Source organism: Pseudomonas peli (assembly GCF_050563605.1).
GTDB lineage: Bacteria > Pseudomonadota > Gammaproteobacteria > Pseudomonadales > Pseudomonadaceae > Aquipseudomonas > Aquipseudomonas peli_A.
In genome coordinates this window covers 80,491-105,336 of record NZ_JBNXUH010000009.1, presented here as the reverse complement: position 1 = coordinate 105,336, position 24,846 = coordinate 80,491, and the positions used below count along the sequence as shown (strand labels likewise).

24 protein-coding genes and 3 tRNA genes are annotated in these 24,846 nt (G+C 56.8%); 6 read left to right on the top strand and 21 right to left on the bottom strand.

The features are described from left to right. Positions 1–3 precede the first annotated feature (3 nt). The 3 genes from ACQ4LH_RS12930 (at position 4) to ACQ4LH_RS12920 (ending at position 2,565) form a co-directional block, all read left to right on the top strand. Positions 4–1,098, top strand: a complete 1,095-nt coding sequence (locus tag ACQ4LH_RS12930) for a PLP-dependent cysteine synthase family protein (protein ID WP_430697527.1) — start codon at positions 4–6, stop codon at positions 1,096–1,098. Then, a complete protein-coding gene (locus ACQ4LH_RS12925; protein ID WP_430697526.1) occupies positions 1,099–1,611 on the top strand; it encodes an N-acetyltransferase family protein in 513 nt (170 codons plus the stop codon). Positions 1,612–1,707: 96 nt separating this feature from the next. Next, a complete protein-coding gene (locus tag ACQ4LH_RS12920; protein WP_430697525.1) occupies positions 1,708–2,565 on the top strand; it encodes an OmpA family protein in 858 nt (285 codons plus the stop codon). Positions 2,566–2,607: 42 nt separating this feature from the next. On the opposite strand, the gene ACQ4LH_RS12915 is transcribed toward ACQ4LH_RS12920, so the two are convergent. The 12 genes from ACQ4LH_RS12915 to ACQ4LH_RS12860 all read right to left on the bottom strand — a co-directional run bounded on the left by ACQ4LH_RS12915 (position 2,608) and on the right by ACQ4LH_RS12860 (position 12,984). Next, the gene (locus ACQ4LH_RS12915; RefSeq protein WP_430697524.1) at positions 2,608–4,227 is read right to left on the bottom strand and encodes an NAD(P)/FAD-dependent oxidoreductase; all 1,620 of its coding nucleotides are present in this window, start codon (positions 4,225–4,227) and stop codon (positions 2,608–2,610) included. Positions 4,228–4,352: 125 nt separating this feature from the next. Continuing rightward, the gene (gap, locus tag ACQ4LH_RS12910; protein ID WP_430697523.1) at positions 4,353–5,360 is read right to left on the bottom strand and encodes a type I glyceraldehyde-3-phosphate dehydrogenase; all 1,008 of its coding nucleotides are present in this window, start codon (positions 5,358–5,360) and stop codon (positions 4,353–4,355) included. Between the two features lie 82 nt (positions 5,361–5,442). Next, the gene (locus ACQ4LH_RS12905; RefSeq protein WP_430697522.1) at positions 5,443–6,114 is read right to left on the bottom strand and encodes a COG3650 family protein; all 672 of its coding nucleotides are present in this window, start codon (positions 6,112–6,114) and stop codon (positions 5,443–5,445) included. Positions 6,115–6,257: 143 nt separating this feature from the next. Further along, positions 6,258–6,587, bottom strand: coding sequence for a YegP family protein (locus ACQ4LH_RS12900; RefSeq protein WP_160087729.1), 330 nt, complete (start codon positions 6,585–6,587; stop codon positions 6,258–6,260). 159 nt (positions 6,588–6,746) lie between these two features. Continuing rightward, positions 6,747–7,160: a hypothetical protein gene (locus tag ACQ4LH_RS12895; RefSeq protein ID WP_430697521.1), complete on the bottom strand. Its 414-nt coding sequence runs from the start codon at positions 7,158–7,160 to the stop codon at positions 6,747–6,749. Between the two features lie 441 nt (positions 7,161–7,601). Further along, positions 7,602–8,018 carry a VOC family protein gene (locus ACQ4LH_RS12890; RefSeq protein ID WP_430697520.1) on the bottom strand — a complete coding sequence of 139 codons (417 nt, stop codon included), beginning with the start codon at positions 8,016–8,018 and terminating at the stop codon, positions 7,602–7,604. 97 nt (positions 8,019–8,115) lie between these two features. Continuing rightward, positions 8,116–8,700, bottom strand: coding sequence for a DUF6151 family protein (locus tag ACQ4LH_RS12885; RefSeq protein ID WP_430697519.1), 585 nt, complete (start codon positions 8,698–8,700; stop codon positions 8,116–8,118). Between the two features lie 94 nt (positions 8,701–8,794). Then, positions 8,795–9,217 (bottom strand): VOC family protein, encoded by a 423-nt coding sequence (locus tag ACQ4LH_RS12880; protein ID WP_430697518.1) that lies wholly within the window; start codon positions 9,215–9,217, stop codon positions 8,795–8,797. Between the two features lie 1,020 nt (positions 9,218–10,237). Further along, positions 10,238–10,732 carry a hypothetical protein gene (locus tag ACQ4LH_RS12875; RefSeq protein WP_430697517.1) on the bottom strand — a complete coding sequence of 165 codons (495 nt, stop codon included), beginning with the start codon at positions 10,730–10,732 and terminating at the stop codon, positions 10,238–10,240. A gap of 468 nt (positions 10,733–11,200) precedes the next feature. Continuing rightward, positions 11,201–11,569, bottom strand: a complete 369-nt coding sequence (locus ACQ4LH_RS12870; RefSeq protein ID WP_430697516.1) for a DUF6960 family protein — start codon at positions 11,567–11,569, stop codon at positions 11,201–11,203. A gap of 456 nt (positions 11,570–12,025) precedes the next feature. Further along, complete coding sequence (locus ACQ4LH_RS12865; RefSeq protein ID WP_430697515.1) at positions 12,026–12,436, bottom strand: DUF3658 domain-containing protein; 411 nt, start codon at positions 12,434–12,436, stop codon at positions 12,026–12,028. A 74-nt stretch (positions 12,437–12,510) separates the two neighbouring features. Then, positions 12,511–12,984, bottom strand: coding sequence for a GNAT family N-acetyltransferase (locus ACQ4LH_RS12860; protein ID WP_430697514.1), 474 nt, complete (start codon positions 12,982–12,984; stop codon positions 12,511–12,513). A gap of 644 nt (positions 12,985–13,628) precedes the next feature. Between ACQ4LH_RS12860 and ACQ4LH_RS12855 the strand changes: the two genes are divergently transcribed. Next, positions 13,629–14,597 (top strand): integron integrase, encoded by a 969-nt coding sequence (locus tag ACQ4LH_RS12855; RefSeq protein WP_430697513.1) that lies wholly within the window; start codon positions 13,629–13,631, stop codon positions 14,595–14,597. 51 nt (positions 14,598–14,648) lie between these two features. Here the strand turns inward: ACQ4LH_RS12855 and rimO are convergent, their stop codons facing one another. The 5 genes from rimO to ACQ4LH_RS12830 form a co-directional block, all read right to left on the bottom strand. Beyond that, positions 14,649–15,971: a 30S ribosomal protein S12 methylthiotransferase RimO gene (gene rimO, locus ACQ4LH_RS12850; protein ID WP_430697512.1), complete on the bottom strand. Its 1,323-nt coding sequence runs from the start codon at positions 15,969–15,971 to the stop codon at positions 14,649–14,651. A 143-nt stretch (positions 15,972–16,114) separates the two neighbouring features. Next, positions 16,115–16,666 (bottom strand): cytochrome b, encoded by a 552-nt coding sequence (locus ACQ4LH_RS12845; protein WP_430697511.1) that lies wholly within the window; start codon positions 16,664–16,666, stop codon positions 16,115–16,117. 136 nt (positions 16,667–16,802) lie between these two features. After that, positions 16,803–16,879, bottom strand: a tRNA-Met gene (locus tag ACQ4LH_RS12840). A gap of 121 nt (positions 16,880–17,000) precedes the next feature. Further along, positions 17,001–17,077 (bottom strand) — tRNA-Met (locus ACQ4LH_RS12835). A gap of 120 nt (positions 17,078–17,197) precedes the next feature. Continuing rightward, positions 17,198–17,274 (bottom strand) — tRNA-Met (locus ACQ4LH_RS12830). A 205-nt stretch (positions 17,275–17,479) separates the two neighbouring features. On the opposite strand from ACQ4LH_RS12830, the gene ACQ4LH_RS12825 reads away from it, so the two are divergent. Together ACQ4LH_RS12825 and dinB are read left to right on the top strand one after the other, a co-directional pair. Next, positions 17,480–17,695 (top strand): zinc-ribbon domain-containing protein, encoded by a 216-nt coding sequence (locus ACQ4LH_RS12825; RefSeq protein WP_090252468.1) that lies wholly within the window; start codon positions 17,480–17,482, stop codon positions 17,693–17,695. Between the two features lie 23 nt (positions 17,696–17,718). Then, a complete protein-coding gene (gene dinB, locus ACQ4LH_RS12820; RefSeq protein ID WP_430697510.1) occupies positions 17,719–18,780 on the top strand; it encodes a DNA polymerase IV in 1,062 nt (353 codons plus the stop codon). A gap of 73 nt (positions 18,781–18,853) precedes the next feature. Here dinB and rhlB read toward each other — a convergent pair whose 3' ends face one another. From rhlB to ACQ4LH_RS12800, 4 genes are all read right to left on the bottom strand, one after another. Next, positions 18,854–20,296 carry an ATP-dependent RNA helicase RhlB gene (gene rhlB, locus ACQ4LH_RS12815; RefSeq protein ID WP_430697509.1) on the bottom strand — a complete coding sequence of 481 codons (1,443 nt, stop codon included), beginning with the start codon at positions 20,294–20,296 and terminating at the stop codon, positions 18,854–18,856. A 104-nt stretch (positions 20,297–20,400) separates the two neighbouring features. Beyond that, complete coding sequence (locus ACQ4LH_RS12810) at positions 20,401–21,564, bottom strand: dipeptidase (protein WP_430697508.1); 1,164 nt, start codon at positions 21,562–21,564, stop codon at positions 20,401–20,403. Positions 21,565–21,795: 231 nt separating this feature from the next. Beyond that, a complete protein-coding gene (locus tag ACQ4LH_RS12805) occupies positions 21,796–22,734 on the bottom strand; it encodes a GGDEF domain-containing protein (protein WP_430697507.1) in 939 nt (312 codons plus the stop codon). Positions 22,735–22,928: 194 nt separating this feature from the next. Next, positions 22,929–24,830, bottom strand: coding sequence for an acyl-CoA synthetase (locus ACQ4LH_RS12800; RefSeq protein ID WP_430697506.1), 1,902 nt, complete (start codon positions 24,828–24,830; stop codon positions 22,929–22,931). Between the last annotated feature and the right edge of the window lie 16 nt (positions 24,831–24,846).

Here is a 24,846-nt window from a genome sequence, read left to right as displayed (position 1 = left end):
GGCATGAGTGATTCAAGAACCTGGGCGCGCGAGGCCATTCGCATCATTGAGGCGGATTTTCAGCGCAGCGCTGACACTCACCTGATTCCCCTGGCGTTGCCGGGTTTGCCTGGCGTCGAACTGTATTTCAAGGACGAATCCAGCCACCCGACTGGTAGCCTCAAACACCGCCTGGCGCGCTCGCTGTTTCTCTACGCACTGTGTAACGGCTGGCTCAAGCCTGGCGCGCCGGTGATCGAGGCGTCCAGCGGTTCCACGGCAATCTCCGAGGCTTACTTCGCCCGCTTGCTGGGTCTGCCGTTTATCGCTGTGATGCCGGCCAGCACCTCGAAGGAGAAGATCGCGCAGATCGCCTTCTATGGAGGGCAGAGCCATCTGGTGACGGACCCGACGCAGATATACGCCGAGTCCGAGCGCCTGGCCCGCGAGACCGGCGGGCATTTTATGGATCAGTTCACCTACGCCGAGCGCGCCACCGACTGGCGCGCCAACAACAATATTGCCGAGTCGATCTTCCAGCAGCTGCGCAGCGAGCGCTTCCCCGAGCCGAGCTGGCTGGTCTCCAGTCCTGGCACTGGCGGCACTTTGGCGACCCTGGGCCGTTACGTGCGCTATCGCCGCCATAGCACCCAGGTGTTGTGCGCCGATGCCGAGCGTTCGGTGTTCTTCGATTACTACCGCACGGGTGATGCCAGCCTGTGCCTGAACCATGGCTCGCGTATCGAAGGTATTGGCCGGCCACGGGTCGAGGCGTCCTTTCTGCCGTCGGTGATTGATGCCATGTGCAAGGTGCCGGATGCCTTGTCGTTGGCCGCTATGCATTACCTGGCGCAGCGTCTGGGCCGGAAAGTGGGTGGCTCCAGCGGGACCAATCTTATTGGCGCGCTATTGGTGGCGCAGCGGATGGTCGCGGCGGGCGAATCCGGCTCGGTGGTGGCAATTCTCTGCGATGGCGGCGAGCGCTATGCCGACACCTACTACGATCAGGCCTGGCTTAGCGCCCAAGGTTTCGAGCTGAACGGGTTAATCGCAGCGGTAGCGGATTGCGCCGAACGCGGCGTCGCTTTGCCGGCTGACTTGCCCACGGCAAGGCTGTAGATGGATAACCTGCGGATTCGCCAGGCTCTGGCTGCCGATATCGACAACCTCTGCGCGCTGATTTTCGAGCACGGGTCGAATCCCTGGAATCATTTACCTCCTGCTGAGGTGACGGCCCATCTACAGCAGATTGCCGACGGTTCGGTGTCGGCATTGCTGGCCGAGCGCGGTGGCGAGCTGCTGGGGTTTGTCAGTTATCAGCACTCGCGGCATTTCGCCCACTATCAGCCGCCGACGCGTCACGATCTACAGCACGCCTATATCTGCGAGGCGGTCACCCATCGCGCAGTTGCCGGGCAGGGCTTGGGTTCACGCCTGCTCAAGCAGGTGGTTGCCGCCCTGGACGAGCAGGGCGTGGCCGATATCTATATCGACCGCCACGAAGAAAACGCCGCCTCGGCGGGGATGATGCGCAAGGCTGGGTTTGTCGAGATCGAAACTTACGCCGACCCCGAGCGCCGCCCCAATGGCTCGCGGCGCACCACGGTCTGTTGTCTGCGTTTCGACGTTTAGTCGACTGCTCGCGAGCCGCTGGGCCAGCCGTGCTGGTCTAGAGTCACTGCTGTAGGTGGGCGCACGCCGCGCCCCGAATGCAGCAGGAGAAATGCCATGGGAACTGTGCGCAGCTGCTTGTACATGCTGCTGTGGTCAGCAGTTTTAAGCGTACCGGCGCTGGCTGCCGATGATACGGCGGGGTCGAAGGACCATCCGCTGCTGTCACGCTACCCGAACTCGCATATCGTCGAATACGAGCAGAACTACAATGCTGCGCAGTTCGCCACCGGCACTCAGGACGGCGTGCCGCAGCGCCAGACCGTGGAAGGCGATGCCACGCAGATTCGCTATTTCCACAACGCGGTAGACAATCAGCCGAGCCCACTGCAGCTGCTGCGCAACTACCAGAACGCGATCAAGTCGATCGGCGGCGAAGTGGTTTACGAGCGTCTGCCGCAGGATGGCGATGGCGGCGAAACCACGCTGAAGGTCACGACCGGTGGTAAGGAAGTGTGGGTGCGCCTCGAACCGGAAATTTTCAGCGCACCGACCCAGAGCTACAAGCTGGTGATTGTCGAAGTGGCGGCCATGCAGCAGGTGGTCAGCGCCAACCAGTTGCTCGATGAACTCAACCGCAACGGCTTTATCGCCCTGTATATCAACTTCGACACGGGCAAAGCCGAGCTCAAGGCCGATGGCCAGGCCACCGTGGCGGAGATTGTCAGCATGCTGAACGCCGCGCCGGCTCTGCGCCTGGCCATTGAAGGCCATACCGATAGTCAGGGCCAGGCGGAGGCCAACAAGCTGTTGTCCGAACAGCGTGCGCAGAGCGTGATGAACGCCATAGTCGCCGCCGGTATCGAGGCGCAGCGGTTGAATGCCGCAGGTTTTGGCCAGGAGCGGCCAGTGGCGGACAATCGCAGCGAAGAAGGGCGGGCGAAGAATCGCCGGGTCGAGTTGGTCAAGCTGTAGTCCACATGCTGCCTGGTTTACAGGCAGCATGTGGGTGACCTTTTAGACAGGTTCGGCAATCCCCAGCATGTCGCGAATCAGCGCTTCGGCCACGCGAATGCCATCAACCCCGGCGGAGAGAATGCCGCCGGCGTAACCCGCACCTTCCCCGGCCGGGTACAGGCCGCGGACGTTTAGGCTCTGCATATCCGCGCCACGGGTGATGCGCAGTGGCGAAGAGGTGCGGGTCTCGATGCCGGTCAGCACCGCATCATGCAGGTCGAAACCCTTGATCTGCTTGCCGAAGGCCGGCAGCGCTTCGCGGATGGCTTCGATGGCAAAGTCCGGTAGCGCCAGCGCCAGATCGCCCAGCTTGATCCCCGGTTTGTACGACGGCTCGACGCTACCCAGTTCAGTGGACGGCTTGCCCGCGATAAAGTCGCCGACCAGTTGCCCCGGCGCCTCGTAGGTGCAGCCGCCGAGCAGATAGGCTTGGGATTCCAGGCGCTCCTGCAACTCCACACCGGCCAGCGGGCCGCCCGGATAATCCTGCTCCGGGGTGATGCCGACGACGATGCCGGCGTTGGCATTGCGCTCATTGCGCGAGTACTGGCTCATGCCATTGGTCACCACGCGGTTCGGCTCTGAGGTGGCCGCGACCACGGTGCCGCCTGGGCACATGCAGAAGCTGTAGACCGAGCGGCCGTTTTTGGCGTGATGCACCAGTTTGTAATCCGCAGCACCGAGCTTGGGATGTCCTGCGTATTTGCCCAGGCGCGCGCGGTCGATCAGACCTTGCGGGTGCTCGATACGAAAGCCCACCGAGAACGGCTTGGCTTCCATAAATACCTCGCGCTTATGCAGCATGCGGAAGGTGTCACGCGAGCTATGGCCCAGGGCCAGGATCACCTGGCGGCTGAGAATCTGCTCGCCGCTGTCGAGTACCACGCCCTTGAGCTGGCCATCTTCGATCAGCACATCGCTGACGCGCTGCTGAAAGCGTACTTCGCCGCCCAGCGCCTTGATTTCCTCGCGCATGGTGGCGACCACGCCGGTGAGGCGGAAGGTGCCGATATGCGGCTTGCTGACATAGAGAATCTCGTCTGGCGCGCCGGCTTTGACGAACTCATGCAGCACCTTGCGCCCGTAATGCTTGGGGTCCTTGATCTGGCTGTACAGCTTGCCATCGGAGAAGGTGCCGGCACCGCCTTCGCCGAACTGCACGTTGGACTCGGGGTTGAGCACGTTCTTGCGCCACAGGCCCCAGGTGTCCTTGGTACGCTGGCGCACTTCGGTGCCGCGTTCCAGCACGATGGGCTTGAGTCCGGCCTGGGCGAGAATCAGCGCGGCGAAAATCCCGCAGGGGCCGAAACCGACGACCAGCGGACGCTCTGCGAGGTTCTCAGGCGCCATGCCGACCGGTTTGTAGGCGGTATCCGGGGTGACGCTGATATGCCGGTCATCGCTGAACGTGGCCAGCAGCGCCGCTTCATCGCGCAGCTCGCAGTCGATGGTGTAGATAAAGTGCATTTCAGTGGATTTCTTGCGCGCATCGTAGCTGCGCTTGAACAAGGTGAAGCCAAGCAGCTCGCTGTCGGCAATCCCGAGGCGCTGGACAATGGCCGGGCGCAGAGCCTCGTCGGGATGATCGAGGGGCAGCTTGAGTTCGGTGATACGAAGCATGAGGAACGATCCACTTTCAGGGCCGGAGGCAACCCGGCAGCTTTTAAAAGGCGGTGATTATACGCCTGATCCGTGGTTAAAGGCCGCCGCCGGTAGCGGGCAGCGGCCTGTCATATGGCTGAGTGCTAGCGTGCCTCAGGCTTTACCCAGGCAAGCATCACATCGAGCATGCGGTTGGCGAAGGCCCACTCGTTGTCATACCAGGCCAAGACCTTGACCAGATCGCCCTGCACGCGGGTGTGGCTGAGGTCGACCACGCAGGACACCGGGTAGCCGTTGAAGTCGCTGGAAACCAGCGCCAGCTCGTTGCATTCCATCACCCCTGGCGGCAACTGCAAGGCGCCGGCCTTTAGAGCGGCGTTGATCGCTTCGCGACTGGTCGGGCGTTCGCTGGTAAAGGTCAGATCGACCAGCGAGACGTTGGGCGTTGGTACGCGTATCGATAAACCATCCAGGCGGCCAATCAGCTCCGGCATCACCAGGCCGATGGCCTTGGCCGCACCGGTGCTGGTGGGAATCATCGACAACGCGGCGGCGCGGGCGCGGTAGAGGTCGCTGTGGGTCTTGTCCAGTAGGTTCTGGTCATTGGTGTAGGAGTGGATGGTATTGACCAGGCCCTGGCGAATGCCCACGGCCTCGTGCAGTACCTTGGCCATCGGCGCCAGGCAGTTGGTGGTGCAGGAGGCGTTGGACACGATCTGCTGATCGCCGAGCAGCTGGTGGTTAACGCCATAGACCACGGTCAGATCGGCGCTGTCCAGCGGGTGCGAGAGCAGCACGCGCGGGCTGCCGGCGCTGATGTGCTGTTCGACCTGGGCCCGCTTCTTCAGCTTGCCGGTGCATTCGAGTACCAGATCCACCGCATGCTCACGCCAGGGCAGATTAGTCACTTCGCGCTCACGCAGCAGCTGGATCGGGTGGCCGTTTACCAGCAAGGTATCGCCGTCCAGGCTGATATCCCCAGGAAAGCGGCCGAAGGTGGAGTCGAAGCGGGTGAGGTGGGCGAGGGTGCTTTGCTCACCTAGGTCATTGATCGCGGTGAGGTGGATCTGCTGCTCCAGTTTGCGCTCGAACAACGCGCGCACTAGGCAGCGACCGATACGTCCATATCCATTGATAGCAATGCGCAGCATAACGATATCCCTTTGGCTGTCTTCCCTTGCAGCTTAGGCCAATCGTCTGCCGCTCGGCTGATCTATCTCAGCGATCTGATTGCTAATCGTTGCGTGCGCCGCCCAGGTAGGCGCAGCCACGCAGGACTTGCCCATTAAGACGCAATTCGGCACTCAGGTGCTGCACCGCGCCACTCATGCCGTCGACGCAGCGCTGGCGGGCGACCCACAGATCCAGGCGTTGGCCGTTGGCTTCGCTGCTGAGGTTAAGGCGGCCTTCGGGCAATTGCTCTTCCAGGTACGGCAGCGCTTGTGGCTCCTGGCCTGGGCGATTGAGGATCAGCCCCTGATTGCTTACCGCGATATTCCAGTCCGGCTCGTGGCCGCTGGCACGCAGGATGGTGCGGGCAAAGTTGATATCTGTGCAGCCATGGCCTTCAGCCTGTACGCGGTATACCTGGCTCGGCACGAACTGACCATCGACACCTTTCTGCGCATTGGCCTGCAGCTGGCCGCGCATATCGACATACAGCGTGGCGTGGCCGTCACCGAACAGCGTGCTGGCATCGCTGCTCAGCTCGGCTGCGCTGTCTTCCTTGAGGATAAATTGACGTTGTTCCTGGCAGGGGCGAAACAGCAACTGGCCCGCGTTCAGGCTGAGTTCGCCCTGCATGCGCGTCTGCTCAATCACCGGTTCGACGGGTTTATCGGTAAACACCTGGCAACTGGCGAGCAGTGGCAACAAGGCAAAGCAAAACGGGCGGCTGAAACGCATTGTGGCACTCCTGAAAAGTGCGCTCACGTTACCTAGGCCCCTGGCGTATCACAAGGGCATGCCGCCCCCGGCGACGGCATTTTCAGCCGCGTTGGGCATGTCAGTCAGGGCTATGAAGCCTGCCGACTGACATGCCCGGAGGGTTAGTCAGTCTTGATGGTGGTCGTGGGGCCATTGGTCTTGACCGACTCAATGCCGCCCTCACGGCTGGCTGCAGCCTTGTACATCTGGCTGGTGCCAATCACCTGATGGTTGGCCGCCTTGAGGTTGAAGTAGAAACGCCCATCACTGGCATCCTTGCGCTCATAACGTTCATCGGCGGGCGCATTCTTCTGTACTGAAGCAATACCGCCTTCGGCAGCCGCGCGGGTCTCGTACTGCTCACTGCGCAAAATCACCTCGGCATTGCCTGCCTTCAGCACGAAAAAGAACTGGCCTTTATCGTTCTTCGAAAGTTCATACCAACCAGCCATGGCGGCCTCCATCAAGTAAAAAAGGAAGGGGTAGAACAGCGATCATCGCAACCACACGTGCGTGATCGACGGGCAAAAGCATAGCAAGGGCATGTGACAGTGCGCGGTGAGCTGCGAGTAGCTGCGCAGGCCGTGCTTGAGGGGATTGTTTGAGTTGAGTTATTCGCCGGACAGATCCGACTCCTGACCTGGGTCGCCCAAGAGGAAGGTGTCGCCATTGCTCGCCGTTAGGGTCGCGGTGCCCAGATTGCGGATAACCCATTGCCATTGGCCATAGCGGCTTTCCAACGTGCCGCGTGCAGTACAGGGGCCGTAGAGAAAAAAGTCATGCTGCTGACGTGCGGTAATAACTACCGCCTGCTCAAAGAATGCCTGTGCCTGCTCCGGGCTGATCACAAACTCGGAGCAACCCTCTGACTGCGGACCGATTCCCTGCTCCTGCACGCTGACCTTGGTGATCTGGCCTATAGGCGATGCCAAGCAGGCAAGCGGAAATAGCAGCGTTGGTAACAGCAGCGCTTTGCGTATATGGCAGGGTTTGCGTATGGAGGCAGACACTTGTTGTTCAGTCATGGCCGGATGTCTCGATGAATTGATTGCTGTGGTCTAGGTCCGTCTGAGACGCATTGTTCTTACTGAAGATGCAGGATATCGTCAAAGTGCATAGCATTTTCGAGTAGAGCAGAATCAGGATAGGCCGGTTTTTACAATTATCAGAAATTATCATGTTGGGTGTTAATGCTGAAATAGTAGCCTTAATGTCTGTAGTTTATCTAGGTTGTATCGAAGTTAAGGGGATATGTTGCAAGGATGTATATCAGTAATTAAAGTGCGCGAAGAGTAATGTGGTTTAGTGGGCTTTGGTAGGCAGTAGAAATGATTTTATTGTCTCGTCATGCTTTATCGTGAAGTGATTTAATTAGTTGATGAGATTCCTGCGATTAAGCCAAGGAGTGGTTTATCCTTTCAATGTGCACAAAAAAGCGCTTTTTAGGCTCCGCTGCAGTAAGTAATTTAGGCACTAGTAAAGCCTCTGCAGATAGCAGCAATTTTGTTACCGTCCGGATCGCGCACATAAGCAGCATAAAAATCTTTGGCATATTGTGGGCGCAAAGCTGGAGTCCCTTCTGATGTGCCGCCATTTTTCAATGCCGCATCATAAAACTCTTGGACTTCGGCCCATGTGTTAGCTCGCAAGCCAACCATTGTGCCATTGCCGGGTGTGGCACAAGAGTTATTAAAAGGTGAGCATACCCAGAGTGCCAATTCTTCTGCTCCTCCAGATTCATAAGTTCCCCAACCAGCCCAGCCGTCCCAGTTCGGTTCATTGGATGTGTTGCACCTGCTAAGGCCAAGAGGTGCAAGCGTTGAATCGTAAAATTTAATCGCCCGTTTAAGGTCGTTGGTTCCGAGACATATATATGCGAACACGGGTGTTTACCTGCGGCTTACAGAAATTAAGCTAACCGATAGATAAAACATAGCTTTAACTGCTGAGCGAAGAAGGTGTGCGATGTTGGAGGATCGGCTATACGGCAAGCTTAAATTTAGCCAACTCTTCAGGGCTCAGTATCTGCGGGTCTACCCGAGGCAGGCCTGAGGTATTGAACAAAGGGGATTTCCGATACCTTCTACCGATAAGATTCGTGATCAGGATCCATATGAAGCGAGCTAAAACCCCCAAGAGTCCGCGCTGCTTGGGCTTCGATTTTCCCAACGCAGTATCCGTATTCAGAACTGCAATGTGGGTGCCGAAGTCTTTATCCATTTGACTCCGGTCAAGGCAGGTGTGAATCAATCCAATGAACGATGCTTTGGGATTGCCCATCGTATTACCAATAGGCGTTCCGCAACATGTTGTATACCAACGGATCATGCCGTTTGCGCTAAGACGTACCGCCGACAGGCAATCTTCGCCTTGGATAAAGTGCAAGCGCGGTTGCGCTACTTGGATGATCTCTGTCCCACCTTGCCCATCTAGTACGTCAGTGGTTTTTCCAAGAAAGCGTGCGAACGCACGGCAGTCTGTGCAATAGCAGATAAGGCGATTATGAGCCCCGTTGCTTTCGAGTTGGCCTCGGAGGGCGCCACATTTACATTGGATAGGGTGCATTGCAGTCACTACTCCCTGGACAGTCACGGTCCGTTTTTCCGTATAACGATTAAGCTAAGGGGGCGGGCTTTAGCCCATCCTAGTGAGCGCATTGTTAGACGTTGCTTACCAGGACATTAACTTCGCCTTCAGGTGCGTGACAAGCAATGCAGATTTTGTTGCCATCAGGATCTCTGAAGTATGCGCCGTAATAATTTTCATGATACTCAGGGCGCAAACCTGGTTTACCCTCGCAAATGCCACCGTTGATTAGTGCTGTTTTATGGGCGGCATCAACTATTGCACGGTTTTTTGCTTGAAAAGCCACCATGCTGCCGTTGCCACAACTATGCGGTTGTTCATTGTATGGTTTTCCTATGAGGAATAGGGGTTGAGTGCCGCCAGCGCTATGCCAGCCGGCCCAAGGCCTATTTCGATCACAGAAACGAGTTTCTAGGCCCAAGCAAGACATTAAAGAGTTATAGAAAACTAAAGCACGCTCAAAGTCAGTGACACCAAAAAATACATGCGAATACATGAGGGCTCCCTGCGGTGGCTGTGCAGCGTCTAGCGTACGGTTAAGGGGCGGGCTTTAGCCCGTCCCAGTGAGCGCAGCGAACGATTTGAACCACTAGTTAGGTGTGGGTCGATAAATTGTGGATCTTTATTCGTTCTGTAGAGCTTTAATGTTTCTAGGCGCGAGGTATAACATACATATAAGGGATGCGTGAACGAGTATTGAGGGGAGAATGCCGGCTAGAAATATTAGGTAATTAACGTTTTTCCACTGCGTTATGATTTTGAGTGTGCTAATTAAATTCCAAGGTATAGATGTCGACGAAAACAAGAAGCAAACGTATGTGGAAATTATTGCTAGACAAATTAGATTTATAATTGAAGTTAGGTTGCTACGAGCATTACACGTCAGCGCTGAAATCACGAAAGGTGCTGATATAAGGCTAGCCCAAAACAAACTAGTTCCGAGCGTCGACTCGCAATTACGTTGCCCCATACATGACCCAACAGCACCGGCTATACCAAATCCGACAATTAAGGCTGTAAGGCTCAGAATTATGCGAATGACTATCAGCATATAAGCACCTAACGTTTGGTTAAGGGGCCGGCTTCAGCCGGTCCCAGTGAGCGCAGCGAACGGTTTGAACCACTTGTTAGGCCTTGATGTCCGGTAGGGCGTCGGAATAGTGACCTACAACTGATGCCGCGGCTTCTATGTTGTAGCCGTGAAACTCGTCCTCGGCGGCTCCAAGGTAGCAACTGAAATGCGGAGCAGCGGATTCTATGACGCTGACACAAGCCCGGCCAACGCAAACACCGTTAGTATGGAACTCGATGAATGCGGCGCCGACAGTTGCAAAATCGGTGGTACAACGGATGTGTGGCCAACGCGATTCAACGAGATCAGCTAACGAACGCAGTAGAGGAATCTCTATCTCTGGCTGCCACGGTTTTCCCCAATTTGGAATCGACCAATCTGTCATGTAAGGCCTAACGCCTGAATTAAGCCGACCCGCGAAGCGGGGTCGGCTTGAATGAATTGTTAGAGGCGCGTCCCGAGATCTTGTAGTTGAAGATCCAACTCTTGTCTGATTTCTGGAGTCGCTAGCCACTGCTCGAGCGGGGTGCTGCCGGTGTAGTGGAAATCAAGTACATTGAGGATGGACTCCGAAATACTTGCGACCTGATCTGGAGATGCATCTGCCTCATATGCACTAAAGCTATCTAGTGCCGACCAGAACTGAATTACGTTCGGATCTATATCTATTGAATGATCCTCATACGAATCCGATATTTCAGTAGCTAGATGAAGAAGACGTCTCAAATTTTGCAAGTCCATCGCATTGGTCTGCACCATTGAGATAAGTTGCTTGTGAAGTTCAAGCTGCTCCGAGCTCAACGACGCCACGTCCGATGCTTCTAGCAATCTGCTGAGTCGCAGTAGAACTCCCGAGATGAGCGCGGAGTGCTGTTGAAAGTTTGCATCCTGTATCGCCTTGCGGATCAAGGCTTTGTAGCTGGAGAATGAGTTGTCCATTTCTTGGTGCTCCAGAATATTTCAAAGTGCATCTAACGATTAAGCTAAGGGGCGGCGGCACGCCGTCCCAGCGAACGAAGTGAGCGATTTGAGCGACTTGTTAGGAGCCAACTCCACCACCGAATATAGAAAATGGATAACAGACGAAAAATATCACCTTTGGGAATGCTATACCAAGGAAGGTTCCGACGATGATTGAATAAAGCGCCCACCAACCGATGGTACTAATCGATACCGGCATTGGCCCGAGTAATAATCTACCAAGTACGCCAATCCAGAAGCACCCGAAACCACCTACCACAGCACCTAGAATTCTATCTTTCCGAGTTATAGGTACTTGCCACCACTCAGCTACGTTATGGAGTTTTCGTTGTAAATAGCCAGGGTTCATGATTGGCACCTAACGTTTGGTTAAGGGGCGGGCTTTAGCCCGTCCCAGTGAGCGGAGCGAACGATTTGAACCATTTGTTAGGCCTGCGCGAGTTCATGCTCAAGATAGCGCGAGTGACTTTCAATGCTATTGGTGGTTAAAAGATAATATGGTTTTTTCTTTGTGTAGTGCCACGATACAAGTGATACGACACCGTTTTTCTCTGTTCTTGGTGGAGTGGTTTTCACGAAATCTCCTAGTTTGAACTTTGGTTCTGGGGTTTCAATTAATGAAGACTCTTCTACGCGAATTGCGTCGGTGTGGAAATTAATGATCACCCAATTCTCATCTTTACCCAGAACTTTAACAATACGGCCTTGAACACCGTTCGCGAGTAAATCTATGTCATCGCCATGGATTTTCTCAGCCCCATGTTCTGGGAACCATGTAAATATTGCCCATTCCATAGATTTGCCTAACGATTAAGCTAAGGGGCCGGCTTTGCCGGTCCCAGTGAGTGAAACGAGCGATTTGAGCGCCTAGTTAGGCATTCCCCAGATCTTGTTTTTTGTACCAATGCTCTACGCTTTTTAGTGCATTTTCAAAGCACTCTTTGCATGTATTAATTTGTTGGCATTGATATGAAGGCGCTTTGCCGCAGTAAGAGCAATTTTGCATGCTTGTTTCACGCTTCGTGTGGAGTTTAACTAACGCTTTTCTAATACAGTTTTCACAAGCATAGCCATTTAAACCGTGCACTGTTGGCCCGCCGCATCGACTAAGCCGTAGTGTGCATGGCCGTTTGCACGATTCCTCAAAGGATACTCGTTGTCTTTCCATGACTGCCTAACGTTTGGTTAAGGGGCCGGCTTTAGCCGGTCCCGAGTGAGCGAAGCGAGCGACTTGAACCAGTAGTTAGGTTTTTATGGTTGCACGGTGCGCGAGCGCCTTACCTCGCTATAGCGCATTTGCAGCAGGTTGCCCTGTGACTCAAGGTGCCCTTGCTCGACAAGGTTAGCCACGCGCTGCGAGTAGCAAAGATCTGGAATGTCGTTGAACTGACCCTGAGTTTTGCTCATGGTTAGCCCTACAACCATTGCAACCTTTCGCCAACTACTGCCTGTATTTGCAAGCAGCTCGGTATCAATTTTCTCTACATCCGAGGCAGAGAGTTTACTTACCGCCAACTCCTGGGCTTGATTCAACGGTGGAGCGTTAGGCTCTACTGTGCTTGTTTCATTCATTGCTTTTTTCTCAGCGTTATCTTGTGCGGTGTCCAAGCAGCCAGAAATAAAGATGGCAATTACTAGAGGCGCGAAGAGAAATTTGGCCATAAGAACCTAACGTATGGTTAAGGGGCGGGCTTTAGCCCGTCCCAGTGAGCGTAGCGAACGGTTTGAACCAGTTGTTAGCCGCACACGGAAAGCTGCATGGGAACAAATTGTATGCCATTTTTATTTTGCGGTTCTGATGTGGAGGCAAAACCGAAGCGTGAATACATTGGTGCTGCATAAATTGATGAATTTACAGTGAAGGTTCCTGCGCCATCATGCTCGAGCGCCTCACTCTTCAAGTGTTGCCAGAGTTTGTTTGCAATGCCGCGCCGGTGAAATTCGGGATGAACAAATAGGTGGTATATGTGTTTGTTGTCTCTGAGCGCTGCGACCCCAACCAGTTTTGTGCCCATAAAACCAAGGATGTAATTGAAGTTTTTGGCAGTGATGTATCCAGCAATAGCTGTTTGCGAGATGCTTGCCATAAAGCTTTCTGCACCAACGCCAGACGGAGTGGACAGAAAGTAATGAGCAACACTATGTATAAGCTCTGCGACATGCGCTGAATCGGTTTCGTGAGCTGACTGGATTATGAGGTTTTCGTTCATAGGGCTAACGATAGGTTAAGGGGCGGCGGCACGCCGTCCCAGTGAGCGAAGCGAACGATTTGAGCCGTTTGTTAGAGCCTACAATTTTTCCAAAGGATAACAGTCAAGACAAATATTCAGTGATGCGTTTGCTAGCAGAGCCATTAATTTTGGTTCAAGATCGATAACAATGTTGTGTTTACTATACAGGCCTACGAAGAACTCAGACCTCCCATCGTTTTCTCTAAGATTTAAGAAGAATGGCCCAAGGTGCTGAAATTGGGTGGTAAGTAAATATGGCGTTTCTTCGAGTTCTTTTGTTTCAGATGAAATTGGTTCTGAAACTAGTAAGGCGCTCAAATACGAATTAGTACGAACTCCCCCTAATAGTTTTCCTTTAGGTGAAATACGGGGCTCACCTATTGTCCATTTGTGCTTAGGCTCTATGCCAATCGCGGACGTGATGTCTTCGTGTGGCATAGATGGGTGCCGAATACGCAGCGAAGTTACATATTGGTACGGTAGCATGTTGGCTCTAACTATTAATTATGCGACATGCGATGTCGCTTTTTCGTGTCGTATAACTCGCCTTGTTACCTGGTAAGTCCTTGTCTAGTCTGGTGATTATCGCGAGTAACGCGACATTACTCAGGAGGCAACACCACATGGATGACGGCAAGTCTAAGCTGTTGGACCAAGTGCGTCAGCAGATTCGAGTCAGAAACTATTCCATTCGCACAGAGACGGCCTATGCCGAATGGGTTAAGCGTTATATCCGCTTTCATCAGTATCGTCATCCTCTGGAAATGGGCGCGGCCGAGATCGAGGCGTTCCTGACGCATTTAGCGGTCAAGCGCAATGTGGCGGGTGCTACGCAAAATCAGGCGTTGGCGGCTTTGCTGTTTCTTTATAAAGAGGTGTTGAAGGTTGAGCTGCCTTGGCTGGACGGTATTGTCCGGGCCAAAAAGCCCAAGCATCTACCGGTAGTGCTGACGCGTGATGAAGTGACTAGGGTTCTGGCGCAGTTATCCGGGGTTAAGTTGATGGTAGCAGCACTGCTTTATGGTTCCGGCTTGCGTCTGCTGGAAGCATTACGCTTACGGGTCAAGGATGTTGAGTTTTCCCGCGGTGAGATTGTGGTGCGCGACGGTAAGGGGCAGAAGGATCGGGTAACCATGTTGCCCCGCACGTTGGTTGCGCCTTTGCAGGAGCATTTGCAGAAGGTTGCCGATGTGCACCAGCAGGATTTGGCTGAAGGATTCGGGCGGGCCAATCTGCCGTTTGCTCTGGCGCGCAAGTATCCGAGTGCGGCGGCTGACTGGGCTTGGCAGTTTGTGTTCCCGTCGGGCAACCGCTCGGTTGATCCCCGTTCAAAGGGTATTTTTCGGCATCACGTGCATGAGAAAACCATCCAGCGGGCGATGCGTGAGGCCGTTCGTGGTGCGGGTGTGCTTAAGCCTGCCACGCCGCATACCTTGCGCCATTCCTTTGCGACTCATCTGCTTGAGGGTGGTAAGGATATTCGCACCGTGCAGGAGTTGTTGGGGCATGTGGATGTCCAGACAACGATGGTTTACACCCACGTGCTCAATTGCGGTGGTCTGGGAGTGCTAAGCCCTTTGGATCGAGCATAAAAAAGCCCTGCATCGGCAGGGCTTTTTATCGAGCGATATATGGTGTGGGAGTTAGATCAGCTCGGCCCACATGTCGTATTCATCGGCGTCGACGATGCGGACGCGGACCTTGTCGCCTGGATTGACGTTGGTGCTGGCGATAAACACGCTGCCGTCGATCTCCGGGGCGTCGGCGTAGCAGCGGGCGACTGCGCCCTGATCGTCGACTTCGTCTATCAGTACGTCCATTTCCTTGCCGACTTTCAGCTGCAGGCGGGCGGTGCTGATGGCTTGCTGGTGGGCCATAAAACGGTCCCAGCGGTCCTGCTTGATGTCGTCCGGCACGGCGTTGTCGAGTAGGTTGGCCGGAGCGCCCTCTACTGGTGAGTACTGGAAGCAGCCGACGCGGTCGAGTTGGGCTTCGGTCAGCCAGTTAAGCAGGTACTGGAAGTCTTCTTCGGTCTCGCCGGGGAAGCCGACGATAAAGGTCGAGCGGATGGTCAGTTCCGGGCAGATCTCGCGCCAGTTCTTGATGCGCGCCAGGGTCTTGTCTTCGAAGGCTGGGCGCTTCATCAGCTTGAGCACTTTCGGGCTGGCGTGCTGGAAGGGGATATCCAGGTACGGCAGGATCTTGCCGGCGGCCATCAGCGGGATCAATTCGTCGACGTGCGGGTAGGGGTAGACGTAGTGCAGGCGCACCCATACGCCCATGCTGGAGAGTGCTTCGCACATTTCGGTCATGCGGGTTTTCACCGGCTGGCCGTTCCAGAAGTCGGTCTTGTATTTCACGTCCACGCCATAGGCGCTGGTGTCCTGGGAGATCACCAGCAGCTCTTTGACGCCGGCTTTGACCAGGCGCTCGGCTTCGCTGAGCACTTCACCAACTGGGCGGCTGACCAGCTTGCCGCGCATCGAAGGGATGATGCAGAAGCTGCAGCTGTGGTTGCAGCCTTCGGAAATCTTCAAATAGGCGTAATGGCGCGGCGTCAGCTTGATGCCTTGTGGCGGCACTAGGTCGATCAGGGGGTTGTGGTCCTGGCGTGGTGGCACTACTTCGTGAACGGCGTTTAGCACTTGCTCGTATTGCTGCGGGCCGGTCACCGAAAGCACGCTGGGGTGCACGTTGCGGATTGCGCCTTCTTCCACGCCCATGCAGCCAGTCACGATCACTTTGCCGTTTTCTGCCAGGGCTTCACCGATGACTTCCAGCGACTCGGCTTTGGCACTGTCGATAAAGCCACAGGTGTTAACCACCACCACGTCGGCGTCCTGGTAGGTGGATACCACTTCATAACCTTCCATGCGCAGCTGGGTCAGGATGCGTTCGGAGTCCACCAGCGCCTTGGGGCAACCGAGTGAAACGAAGCCGACTTTGGGCGTGGCGGGGGTGGACATGGCGTTAACCTCAGGCGTGTACGGATGGATGCTGGGCGCTTGGCGCGCCTCTGATCAAAAAGTGCGCAATTCTAGCGGCGACGCTGGCAATTGACCAGCACTGAGCGTCGCCTTGATGGAGTGGGGCTGATTGCCTGACGAAGTTAGGACTGCTTGCTTGGCAGGATGCGCGTCAGGGTGTTGTCGCGAACGACGAAATGGTGGAGCAGCCCGGCGACGGCGTGCAGGCCGATCAGCCAGTATCCAGCGCTGCCGGCCAGTTCATGCCATTCCTTTATAGTGCCGGCCAGATCCGGGTTCTTGCCGACCAGTGGCGGCAACTCCAGGCCAAAGAAGGGGATGGGTTTGCCTGCTGCACTGAGGATCAGCCAGCCTGCCAACGGTGCGCCGATCATCAGGCCGTAGAGTGCCAGATGCATCAGTTTGGCCGGGATGGCTTGCCAGGCGGGTAGGGTGGGTTGGATTGCCGGTGTCGGTGCAATGGCGCGCGCTAGCAGGCGCAACCAGACTAGGGCGAATACACTCAGTCCGAGCATAAAGTGCCACTGCTTGAGCAGCTCGCGAGTGTCGCTTCCCTTGGGGAAATTGCCTTTGAGTTCGATGCAGGCGTAGACGCCGGCAATCAGAATCAGCATCAGCCAATGCAAGGCGATGGACAGGCTGCCGTAGCGCGATTGGGTATTTTTCCAGGGCATGGTGGTGTGGGCTCCGAGGCTGTAAGTGAGGATCTGCTCCAGTCTAGATAGGCAAACCTTAAGCCTTGCTGAGCAGGATCACTTAAATCACGCACAAACAAAAAGGCCACTCGATTGAGTGGCCTTTTTGAGTATCTGGTTGCGGGAGCCGGATTTGAACCGACGACCTTCGGGTTATGAGCCCGACGAGCTACCAGACTGCTCCATCCCGCGCCGGCCATTCTATATAGAAATCGTGTGCTGTCAACAAAATAGTGTTCTTAATCAAATGCTTAGGTTGTGCTGGTGGCAGAAACAAAAAAGGCCACTCGATTGAGTGGCCTTTTTGAGTATCTGGTTGCGGGAGCCGGATTTGAACCGACGACCTTCGGGTTATGAGCCCGACGAGCTACCAGACTGCTCCATCCCGCGCCGGCCATTCTATACAGGAACGGTGCTTTGTCAATTGATTAGTGGTTTTTAATCAATAACTTAAATCGGTTGGGCGAAAATGCAAAAAGGCCACTCGATTGAGTGGCCTTTTTGAGTATCTGGTTGCGGGAGCCGGATTTGAACCGACGACCTTCGGGTTATGAGCCCGACGAGCTACCAGACTGCTCCATCCCGCGGCGCCAATTCTAGCGTCTAAATGCTGCTTGTCAACCTAAAGGTTGCTAGAAGTTGTTTTTATTCAGATGCTTAGCCGTGCGCTGATTGGTTTTACGCTGCAAAACCCTGTGCTAGAGCTTGATTGGGTGGACAGGTTTGCTTTCGGCATAGCCCGCAACCGGGCTGTTGGGCTAGAGTCCGTGCCCATTAAATGGGAGGAAAGTTATGAGCGTTGAATGCAAAGCCTGTGGTGCTCAGGTACCGGCCGATGCCAAGACCTGTCCGGGTTGCGGCGCTGCCGTGGCAGCGAAGACCAAGTTGGTGCCATTGGCTGCGTTTATGCTGATTGTCATCCTGATTATCCAGTCTTATATGAGTAAGTCTGAGGATGCGGCGAGCGAGGCGAAACCGGCAGCGCCTGTTAGCTCAGCCGAGCAGTAGCCGCAGGATCTGTGAGTTTGGCGATGAACAGCCGCAAGATCATTCACGTGGACTGTGATTGCTTCTACGCAGCAATCGAGATGCGGGATGACCCGAGCCTGGCGAGCAAGCCCTTGGCGGTCGGTGGCTTGGCAGATCGGCGCGGGGTGATTGCCACCTGCAATTACGAGGCGCGCAGTTATGGTGTGCGCTCGGCGATGGCTTCCGGGCAGGCGCTGAAGTTGTGTCCGGACCTGGTAATCGTCAAGCCGCGGATGGATGCCTACAAGGCGGTATCGCGGGAGATTCATGCGATTTTTCGCGATTACACCGAGCTGATTGAGCCCTTGTCGCTGGACGAGGCCTACCTGGATGTAACCGACAGCCCGCACTTTGCCGGCAGCGCCACGCGCATCGCTCAGGATATTCGTCGGCGGGTCTCGCAGGAGCTGCATATCACCGTCTCGGCGGGCGTGGCGCCAAACAAGTTTCTGGCCAAGATCGCCAGCGACTGGAAGAAGCCTAACGGGCTATTCGTCATCACCCCGGATCAGGTTGAGGACTTTGTTGCTGCGTTGCCGGTAAACAAGCTGCATGGTGTGGGCAAGGTCACAGCCGACAAGCTTGGGCGTTTGGGCATTCGTACCTGCAGCGACCTGCGCGAATGGAACAAGCTGGCGTTGGTCAAGGAGTTCGGCAGTTTCGGCGAGCGTTTGTGGGGCCTGGCGCGCGGGATTGATGAGCGAGTTGTGCATAACGACAGTCGGCGTCAGTCGGTCAGCGTGGAAAACACCTTTGATAAGGATCTGCCGGACTTGGCCGCCTGCCTGGAGCAGTTGCCCGCGCTATTGGAGCAACTGGCAAAGAGGATGGAGCGGCTGGATGCGAGTTATCGGCCGGATAAGCCCTTCGTCAAAATCAAGTTCCACGATTTCAGCCAGACCACTCTGGAGCAGGGCGGGGCGCGGCGTGATCTGGAGAGCTATACACGGTTGATAAGCGCGGCCTTCGCCCGTGGCAACAAGGCTGTGCGCTTGCTCGGCGTCGGCGTACGCTTGCATGACCTGCGCGGCAAACACGAGCAGCTGGAGTTGTTTGCGCCCTGACAGCGGGTGGATAGGGTGCGGAAAATAGAAAAGGCGAAGCCGCAGGGCTTCGCCTTTTTTAGTTGCGCATGGATCAGTGCTTGCGCGGTACCGGCTTGAGCAGTTCGTCAGGCGGCATTTCGCAGGCGATCTTGCGGCCCAGCAGTGCTTCGATGGCGGGCAGGGCGTAGGCGTCGTCTTCGCCGGCAAAGCTGATCGAGGTGCCGCTGCTGCCGGCGCGGCCGGTACGACCGATGCGGTGCACGTAGTCGTCTGGCGTTTCCGGCAGGGTGAAGTTGATCACGTGGCTGATCGCGTCGACGTGGATACCGCGGCCGGCCACATCGGTGGCGACCATCACGCGGATCTTGCCTTCACGGAATCCTTCCAGGGCGCGGATGCGCTTGTGTTGCGGCACATCGCCGGACATCTGCACGGCACTGATGCCGTCACGGGTCAGGCGTTCTTCGATGCGCCGCACTTCATCCTTGCGGTTGGCGAAGACCATCACGCGAATCCAGTCGTTCTGGGTGATCAGGTTGTACAGCAGTTTGTATTTGTCGCTGCCGGCCACGGCATAAACGTGCTGCTCAACGGTATCGCTGGCGACGTTTTCCGGCTCGATCTCAACGATCGCCGGTTCTGTGGTCCATTGCTTGGCCAGGTTCATCACGTCTTCGGTGAAGGTCGCGGAGAACAGCAGAGTCTGGCGTTCGCCCTTCATCGGGGTCTGGCGGATGATCTGGCGTACCTGGGGGATAAAGCCCATGTCGAGCATGCGGTCGGCTTCGTCGAGCACCATCACTTCGACCATATCCAGGTGCACTTCGCCGCGCTGGTTGAAGTCGAGCAAACGGCCCGGGGTGGCTACCAGGATGTCGCAGAAGCGCGATTCCAGCAGCTTGAGCTGTTTGTCGAAGTCCATACCACCGACAAAGCTCATCACGTTGAGGCCGGTGTATTTGGTCAGGTCGGCGGCGTCTTTGGCGATCTGCACCACCAGCTCGCGGGTCGGCGCGATGATCAGTGCGCGCGGCTCGCCCATATAACGCTCTTTCGGCGGTGGGGTTTGCAGCAGCTGGGTGATGATCGAGATCAGGAAGGCGGCAGTTTTGCCCGTACCGGTCTGGGCGCGGCCGATGGCGTCACGGCCGCTGAGGGTGTAACCCAGCACCTGCGCCTGGATCGGCGTGCAGTAGGGGAAGCCCAGATCATGGATGGCATGCATCAGCTCGGGGGAGAGCTTGAAATCATGAAAACGGGTTTTGCCCTCAGCCGGTGCTACGGCGAAGTCTTCCAGTTTCCAGGTGTCGACTGGTTTGGCAGGGCGTTCGCGGCGCGGTTTCGCCGGTTTTTCCTTGCTCTGTAACGGTTTTTCAGCGGCTTCAGTGGGGCGCGGTGAGGCGCTGCGGCTGGATTTGTCAGCGTTGGCGTCAGGCTGGACGCGCGGTGCGCTGGGCGTTACAGATGACGGAGTTACTGGGCTGGGCTGTTCGCCCTCGGCTTTGCCGAATATTTTCTTGAGTGCTTTGAGCACGGTCATCTCATCAATTGGTTAAGGAGTGAACGGTCGCCAGTGTAAAGCAAGAAGCCGGCGCGGCGAAGTGCCGCGCCGGATGGCGGCTATTGGCTGTTTATTACTCAATTTTCGGGAAGGCTGGCAAGCAGCAAACGCTGTACGTTGCCGCCCATGATCGCAGCAATGTCCGCGTGGCTGAAACCCGCCTTGAGCAGGCCTTCGGTCAGTTGCGGTAGGCCCGTTACGTCAAACGGTGCATGGATGGTGCCATTGAAATCCGAGCCCAGCGCCACGTGCTCCACACCGATCAAACCGGCGGTATAGCGAATGGCTTTGACGATGGCCTCGACCGAGGTAGCGCATACGGCGGCATCCCAGTAACCGATACCGATGACTCCACCGGTAGCAGCGATGGCTTTCAGGTGTTTGTCGCTGAGGTTGCGCGGGCCTTTGCAGGTGCCTTCGACACCTGTGTGAGAGACCAGCGCCGGGCGCGTGCTGATGGCCAGCACGTCATCGATCAGCGGGCGCGAAGCGTGGGCCAGGTCGATGAGCATGGCTTTTTCTTCCAGGCGCTTGATCACTTGCCGGCCCAGCGGGGTCAGGCCGCCTTTTTCCAGGCCGTGGGCCGAGCCGCCGATTTCGTTATCAAAGAAGTGGGTCAGGCCGGTGATGCGAAAGCCGGCGTCATAGAGTGCGTCGACGTTCTCCAGCTTGCCTTCGATCGGTTGCAGGCCCTCGGTGGCGAGAATCGCCGCTACACGCTGCGGGTCTTTCTGCCAGGCGCTGACAAAGCTGGCCAGATCGCCACGGCTCTTGATCATGACCAGGCGACCGTTGCTGTTGGCGCTGGCCTCATTGAGCTTGTGCGCCTGGTAAAGCGCGCGTTGCAGCAGGCTATCCCAGGTTTCCTTGGGCCAGCGCTGGGCCATGGCCAGCAGGGTGATGTTGTCGGTCTCGCCGCTGTTGCGCTCATAGTTGATGCCGCGTGGTGTCTTGGTCACGGTGGAGAACACCTGCAGGCCGACACGGCCTTCGAGCATGCGCGGCAGGTCGGAGTGGCCAAAGTCATAGCGCTTGAGCAGGTCGCGCTCCCACAACAGCACGTCGTCATGCAGGTCGGCGATAAACAGCTGTTGATGCAGCTGATTGGCCGATTCACTGGCGGGGTAAGGCGCGGGGGATTCGACGCTGTTCATCTTGCGGTCAAGCAAGGAGGGCAGGGCAAACACACTGCCCGCAGCGATCAACAGGATTATCAGCAGGGTGATCAGAATTTTGCGCATATAGAAGGTGCCATCCGGGCGTTGTTGTTAGAGCCTGTTCCCGATCTGCTGCGCGTCGGCCCTGCTGCGTTAAAAACAGGCTCGGAATGCTCATGTACAAAAGTACACTCCGCTTCCTCGCCTATTTTTGCCTTGCAGGACTCTAGCTCGCTAGATCGTGAATAGACTCTTATGCGCAGCACTCTAGCAAGAGTGAGTGGGAAATGTGATGGCTGGATGCAGCGCTGCCGGCTAACCGCAGAGGCAGTCGCGGCCTTGCTGCTTGGCCTGATACAGCGCGCTATCGGCGCGAGCGATCACGCCTTGCAGGCTGTCCTTGGGTTGCATCTGCGCCAGGCCAATGGACACGGTCACTCCCGGCAACACGCCAATCGGTGAGTGGAACGAGCTGACATTGCGCAGCGCCAAACGCAGTCGTTCGCCAATGCTGCGCGCCTCATCGATGCCGATTTCTGGCAGCAGGATGACGAACTCTTCGCCGCCATAGCGGGTCAGGCTGTCCTTGGGGCGCAGCTGATTGCGCAGAGTGTGCGCTACCAGGCACAGGGCATAGTCGCCAGCGAGGTGGCCGTGCTGGTCGTTGTAGGCTTTGAAGTGGTCGACATCGAGCATCAGCATGCACAGTGGCTTGCCATTGAAGGCACTGCGGGTGCTTTCGCGCTCGAATATATGTTCCAGCCAACGGCGGTTATAGGCGCCGGTGAGAGCGTCGATATTGGCGGTCTGTTCGCTGTCGAGGATGATCCGGTTGCCTTTGCGCACACGGTCGCAGAGCAGCTCGAGCATGTTCTGCATCAGTTCTGGCGATTGCTGGAACAGGTTGAACAGTGATTCGCGGTGTAGGCGCAGCACGCAGCAGGGCTCAGTCGCCACCACGTAGGCGGAGGGGTGTTCATTGTCGATAAAGCTGATTTCGCCGGCGCAGTCGCCGACTTTCAGGGTGCTGACGGCCTGGCTGTCGAGCGAGCCGAGGTAGACCTTGAGTTGGCCCTTGAGCAGTAGATAGAGGTACTGGTTGCGATTGAAGGGCGACAGCAAGACTTCGCCGGCTTCCAGATCGCAGGCACGAAATTCCTTGAGCAGCTGGCTGATGCTGCTGGCGGCGACGTTATTGAACAGTCGCAGATGGCGAAGTTGTTGCAGGTCGGCCTGCCACTTGGCGTTTTTCATCGGATTGGCAGGTGTGACTGTGAGTTGGGAAAGTTGGGCATCGCTAACGCTCCCTGCATTAAGGGCGAACACCATGCCTGAACATATTCCGCTGTCTGAGGCCTGACAATCCTTGTCGGACGCACGGGCGACCAGTGGTCTTGAAGTTGAATGGTTGGTCACAATTCTGGCGCGATCCTTGCGCCAGCACTTGCTTACTCGGCGGGGTGCAGTTCTATGGCCACGGCAAAGCCGGCCAGGCGTTGGGTTACGGCGTCGGCCAGCGCGATTTGACCGGCAGGCAGATGAATGTGGGCGACCTGGCCGCGCTTGTCGTCGCTGAGCACCTCCACGCGCAGGCGTGCATCGAGCTCTGCCAGTGCAGCCTGATAGACGCGCGCAATGGCATCGAAGCGCAGCGCCGGTTTGAAGGTTTTACCCACTGCGGTCAGCGGAATGGCGTCGATGATCCAGGCATCCTTGGGGATCGCCGCACGCTCGGGAATGTGTTCGGCGGCATGGGCCAGCAATTCGACTTCGCTAACCTGCGCGCCGGGCTTGAGTTGCACGTAGACCACCGGCAGTTCGCCGGCCTTTTCGTCGGGCTTGCCGACAGCTGCGGCCATGGCCACGGCGGGGTGCTTGTGCAGCGCTTCTTCGATCATCTGCGGGTCGATATTGTGGCCGCCACGGATGATCAGGTCCTTGCTGCGTCCGGTCAGCCAGATATAGCCATCGGCGTCGACGCGCCCCAGGTCGCCGGTGTTGAACCAGTCGCCGTCGACCCAGATGCCCGCGTTTTTGCTGCTCTGCAGGTAACCCTTGAACACCGTGGCGCCACGGATGCACAGGTTGCCGATTTCATTGCGTCCGGCCTCTCTTAGATAGTTTCCCTGTTCGTCGAGCACCTTGATGCTCACTTCGCAATAGGGCATCGGCAGGCCGATGGAACCGGGGCGGCGCTCACCGGCAGGCGGGTTGGCGCAGCTGCCGCAGGTGCCTTCGGTAAGTCCGTAGCCTTCGATCAGGGTCAGTCCGGTTTTGCTTTCGAACTGGCGAATCAGCTCCACCGGCATCGGTGCGGCGCCGCACAATGCGTATTTCAGTGAGCTGAGGTCATGACCTTCGCTCGGCACCTGCAGCAGACCGGCGTAGATGGTCGGCACGCCGCTGAAGAAGCTGACCTTGTGGCGTTCGATGATTTTCCAGAAATTGCCGATCAGGTTGGGGTTGCGATAACCCTGCGGGGTGGCCAGCAGCACTTCGGCGCCGCCGATAAAGGCGGTGAGTCCGGTGACGATCACGCCGTTGACGTGAAACAGCGGCAGGCCGCAGAGGGTGACATCACCCGGCTCGAAGCCGGTAACCAGATTCATGCTGTAGGCCATGGCCACTTCGTTGCCGTGGCTATGTGGCGCCAGTTTCGGTGTGCCGGTGGTGCCGCCGGTGTGGAAGTAGCTGGCAATGTCGTCGGGTGCGATGACGCGGCCGCTTTCCAGGCGATCATCTGGGCAGCTGGCGATCAGTTCGTCGAAGTCCAGCACGCCGTCTGGCAATGGCCCGCGCTGCGCCTTGATGGCGCTGCGCTGTGGCTCCGGCAGCAGGTTGGCCATGTCCACACAGATAATCGCCTTGAGGTTCGGCAGCTGATCGCGCAGGCCTTCGACCTTGGCCCACAGGTCGGTGCCGGGGAAGGGCGCCAGGGTCACCAGCAGTTCGGAGTCCGAGGCCTGGATCAGCTCGGCGATATGTTCTGGGTCGAGCAGCGGGTTGATCGCGTTGACGATCCCGGCTGCCTCGCCGCCCCAGATGGTGAAGTGGGTGTGTGGCAGGTTCGGCAACAGAAACGACACCGCCTTGCCTGGGCGCAGGCCCAGGCGGTGGAAGGCGTTGGCGGTCTGGGTGATCTTACCCAGCAGTTGCCCATAACTGAGGCGGTAAGCCGCCTCATCTGCCGTGCCCTGGAGGATAAACGAGAGTGCCGGGGCATCCGCTTGCCGCGCTGCGCTGCGGCGGATCAGCTCATAGGTACTGGCCGGCAGGTCGCGCTCGGCCAGTGGGGTTTGCTCAATCAGCTGGATATCACGCAGGGTCTTGATCGCAGGGATGGCAGGCATAGATGTTTTCGCTCGC

Excerpts from the sequence above, each read along its gene's own strand:
- ACQ4LH_RS12900 (WP_160087729.1), bottom strand. The coding sequence starts at position 6,587 with ATGGCTGGTTGGTATGAACTTTCGAAGAACGATAAAGGCCAGTTCTTT.
- rimO (WP_430697512.1), bottom strand. The coding sequence starts at position 15,971 with ATGTCCACCCCCGCCACGCCCAAAGTCGGCTTCGTTTCACTCGGTTGC.
- ACQ4LH_RS12880 (WP_430697518.1), bottom strand. The coding sequence starts at position 9,217 with ATGTATTCGCATGTATTTTTTGGTGTCACTGACTTTGAGCGTGCTTTA.
- ACQ4LH_RS12810 (WP_430697508.1), bottom strand. The coding sequence starts at position 21,564 with ATGCGCAAAATTCTGATCACCCTGCTGATAATCCTGTTGATCGCTGCG.
- ACQ4LH_RS12915 (WP_430697524.1), bottom strand. The coding sequence starts at position 4,227 with ATGCTTCGTATCACCGAACTCAAGCTGCCCCTCGATCATCCCGACGAG.
- ACQ4LH_RS12920 (WP_430697525.1), top strand. The coding sequence starts at position 1,708 with ATGGGAACTGTGCGCAGCTGCTTGTACATGCTGCTGTGGTCAGCAGTT.
- ACQ4LH_RS12800 (WP_430697506.1), bottom strand. The coding sequence starts at position 24,830 with ATGCCTGCCATCCCTGCGATCAAGACCCTGCGTGATATCCAGCTGATT.
- ACQ4LH_RS12930 (WP_430697527.1), top strand. The coding sequence starts at position 4 with ATGAGTGATTCAAGAACCTGGGCGCGCGAGGCCATTCGCATCATTGAG.
- ACQ4LH_RS12805 (WP_430697507.1), bottom strand. The coding sequence starts at position 22,734 with ATGAAAAACGCCAAGTGGCAGGCCGACCTGCAACAACTTCGCCATCTG.
- ACQ4LH_RS12875 (WP_430697517.1), bottom strand. The coding sequence starts at position 10,732 with ATGGACAACTCATTCTCCAGCTACAAAGCCTTGATCCGCAAGGCGATA.
- gap (WP_430697523.1), bottom strand. The coding sequence starts at position 5,360 with ATGCTGCGCATTGCTATCAATGGATATGGACGTATCGGTCGCTGCCTA.
- ACQ4LH_RS12845 (WP_430697511.1), bottom strand. The coding sequence starts at position 16,666 with ATGCCCTGGAAAAATACCCAATCGCGCTACGGCAGCCTGTCCATCGCC.
- ACQ4LH_RS12855 (WP_430697513.1), top strand. The coding sequence starts at position 13,629 with ATGGATGACGGCAAGTCTAAGCTGTTGGACCAAGTGCGTCAGCAGATT.
- ACQ4LH_RS12825 (WP_090252468.1), top strand. The coding sequence starts at position 17,480 with ATGAGCGTTGAATGCAAAGCCTGTGGTGCTCAGGTACCGGCCGATGCC.
- ACQ4LH_RS12860 (WP_430697514.1), bottom strand. The coding sequence starts at position 12,984 with ATGAACGAAAACCTCATAATCCAGTCAGCTCACGAAACCGATTCAGCG.
- dinB (WP_430697510.1), top strand. The coding sequence starts at position 17,719 with ATGAACAGCCGCAAGATCATTCACGTGGACTGTGATTGCTTCTACGCA.
- ACQ4LH_RS12925 (WP_430697526.1), top strand. The coding sequence starts at position 1,099 with ATGGATAACCTGCGGATTCGCCAGGCTCTGGCTGCCGATATCGACAAC.
- ACQ4LH_RS12870 (WP_430697516.1), bottom strand. The coding sequence starts at position 11,569 with ATGGAATGGGCAATATTTACATGGTTCCCAGAACATGGGGCTGAGAAA.
- ACQ4LH_RS12905 (WP_430697522.1), bottom strand. The coding sequence starts at position 6,114 with ATGCGTTTCAGCCGCCCGTTTTGCTTTGCCTTGTTGCCACTGCTCGCC.
- ACQ4LH_RS12895 (WP_430697521.1), bottom strand. The coding sequence starts at position 7,160 with ATGACTGAACAACAAGTGTCTGCCTCCATACGCAAACCCTGCCATATA.
- ACQ4LH_RS12885 (WP_430697519.1), bottom strand. The coding sequence starts at position 8,700 with ATGCACCCTATCCAATGTAAATGTGGCGCCCTCCGAGGCCAACTCGAA.
- ACQ4LH_RS12865 (WP_430697515.1), bottom strand. The coding sequence starts at position 12,436 with ATGGCCAAATTTCTCTTCGCGCCTCTAGTAATTGCCATCTTTATTTCT.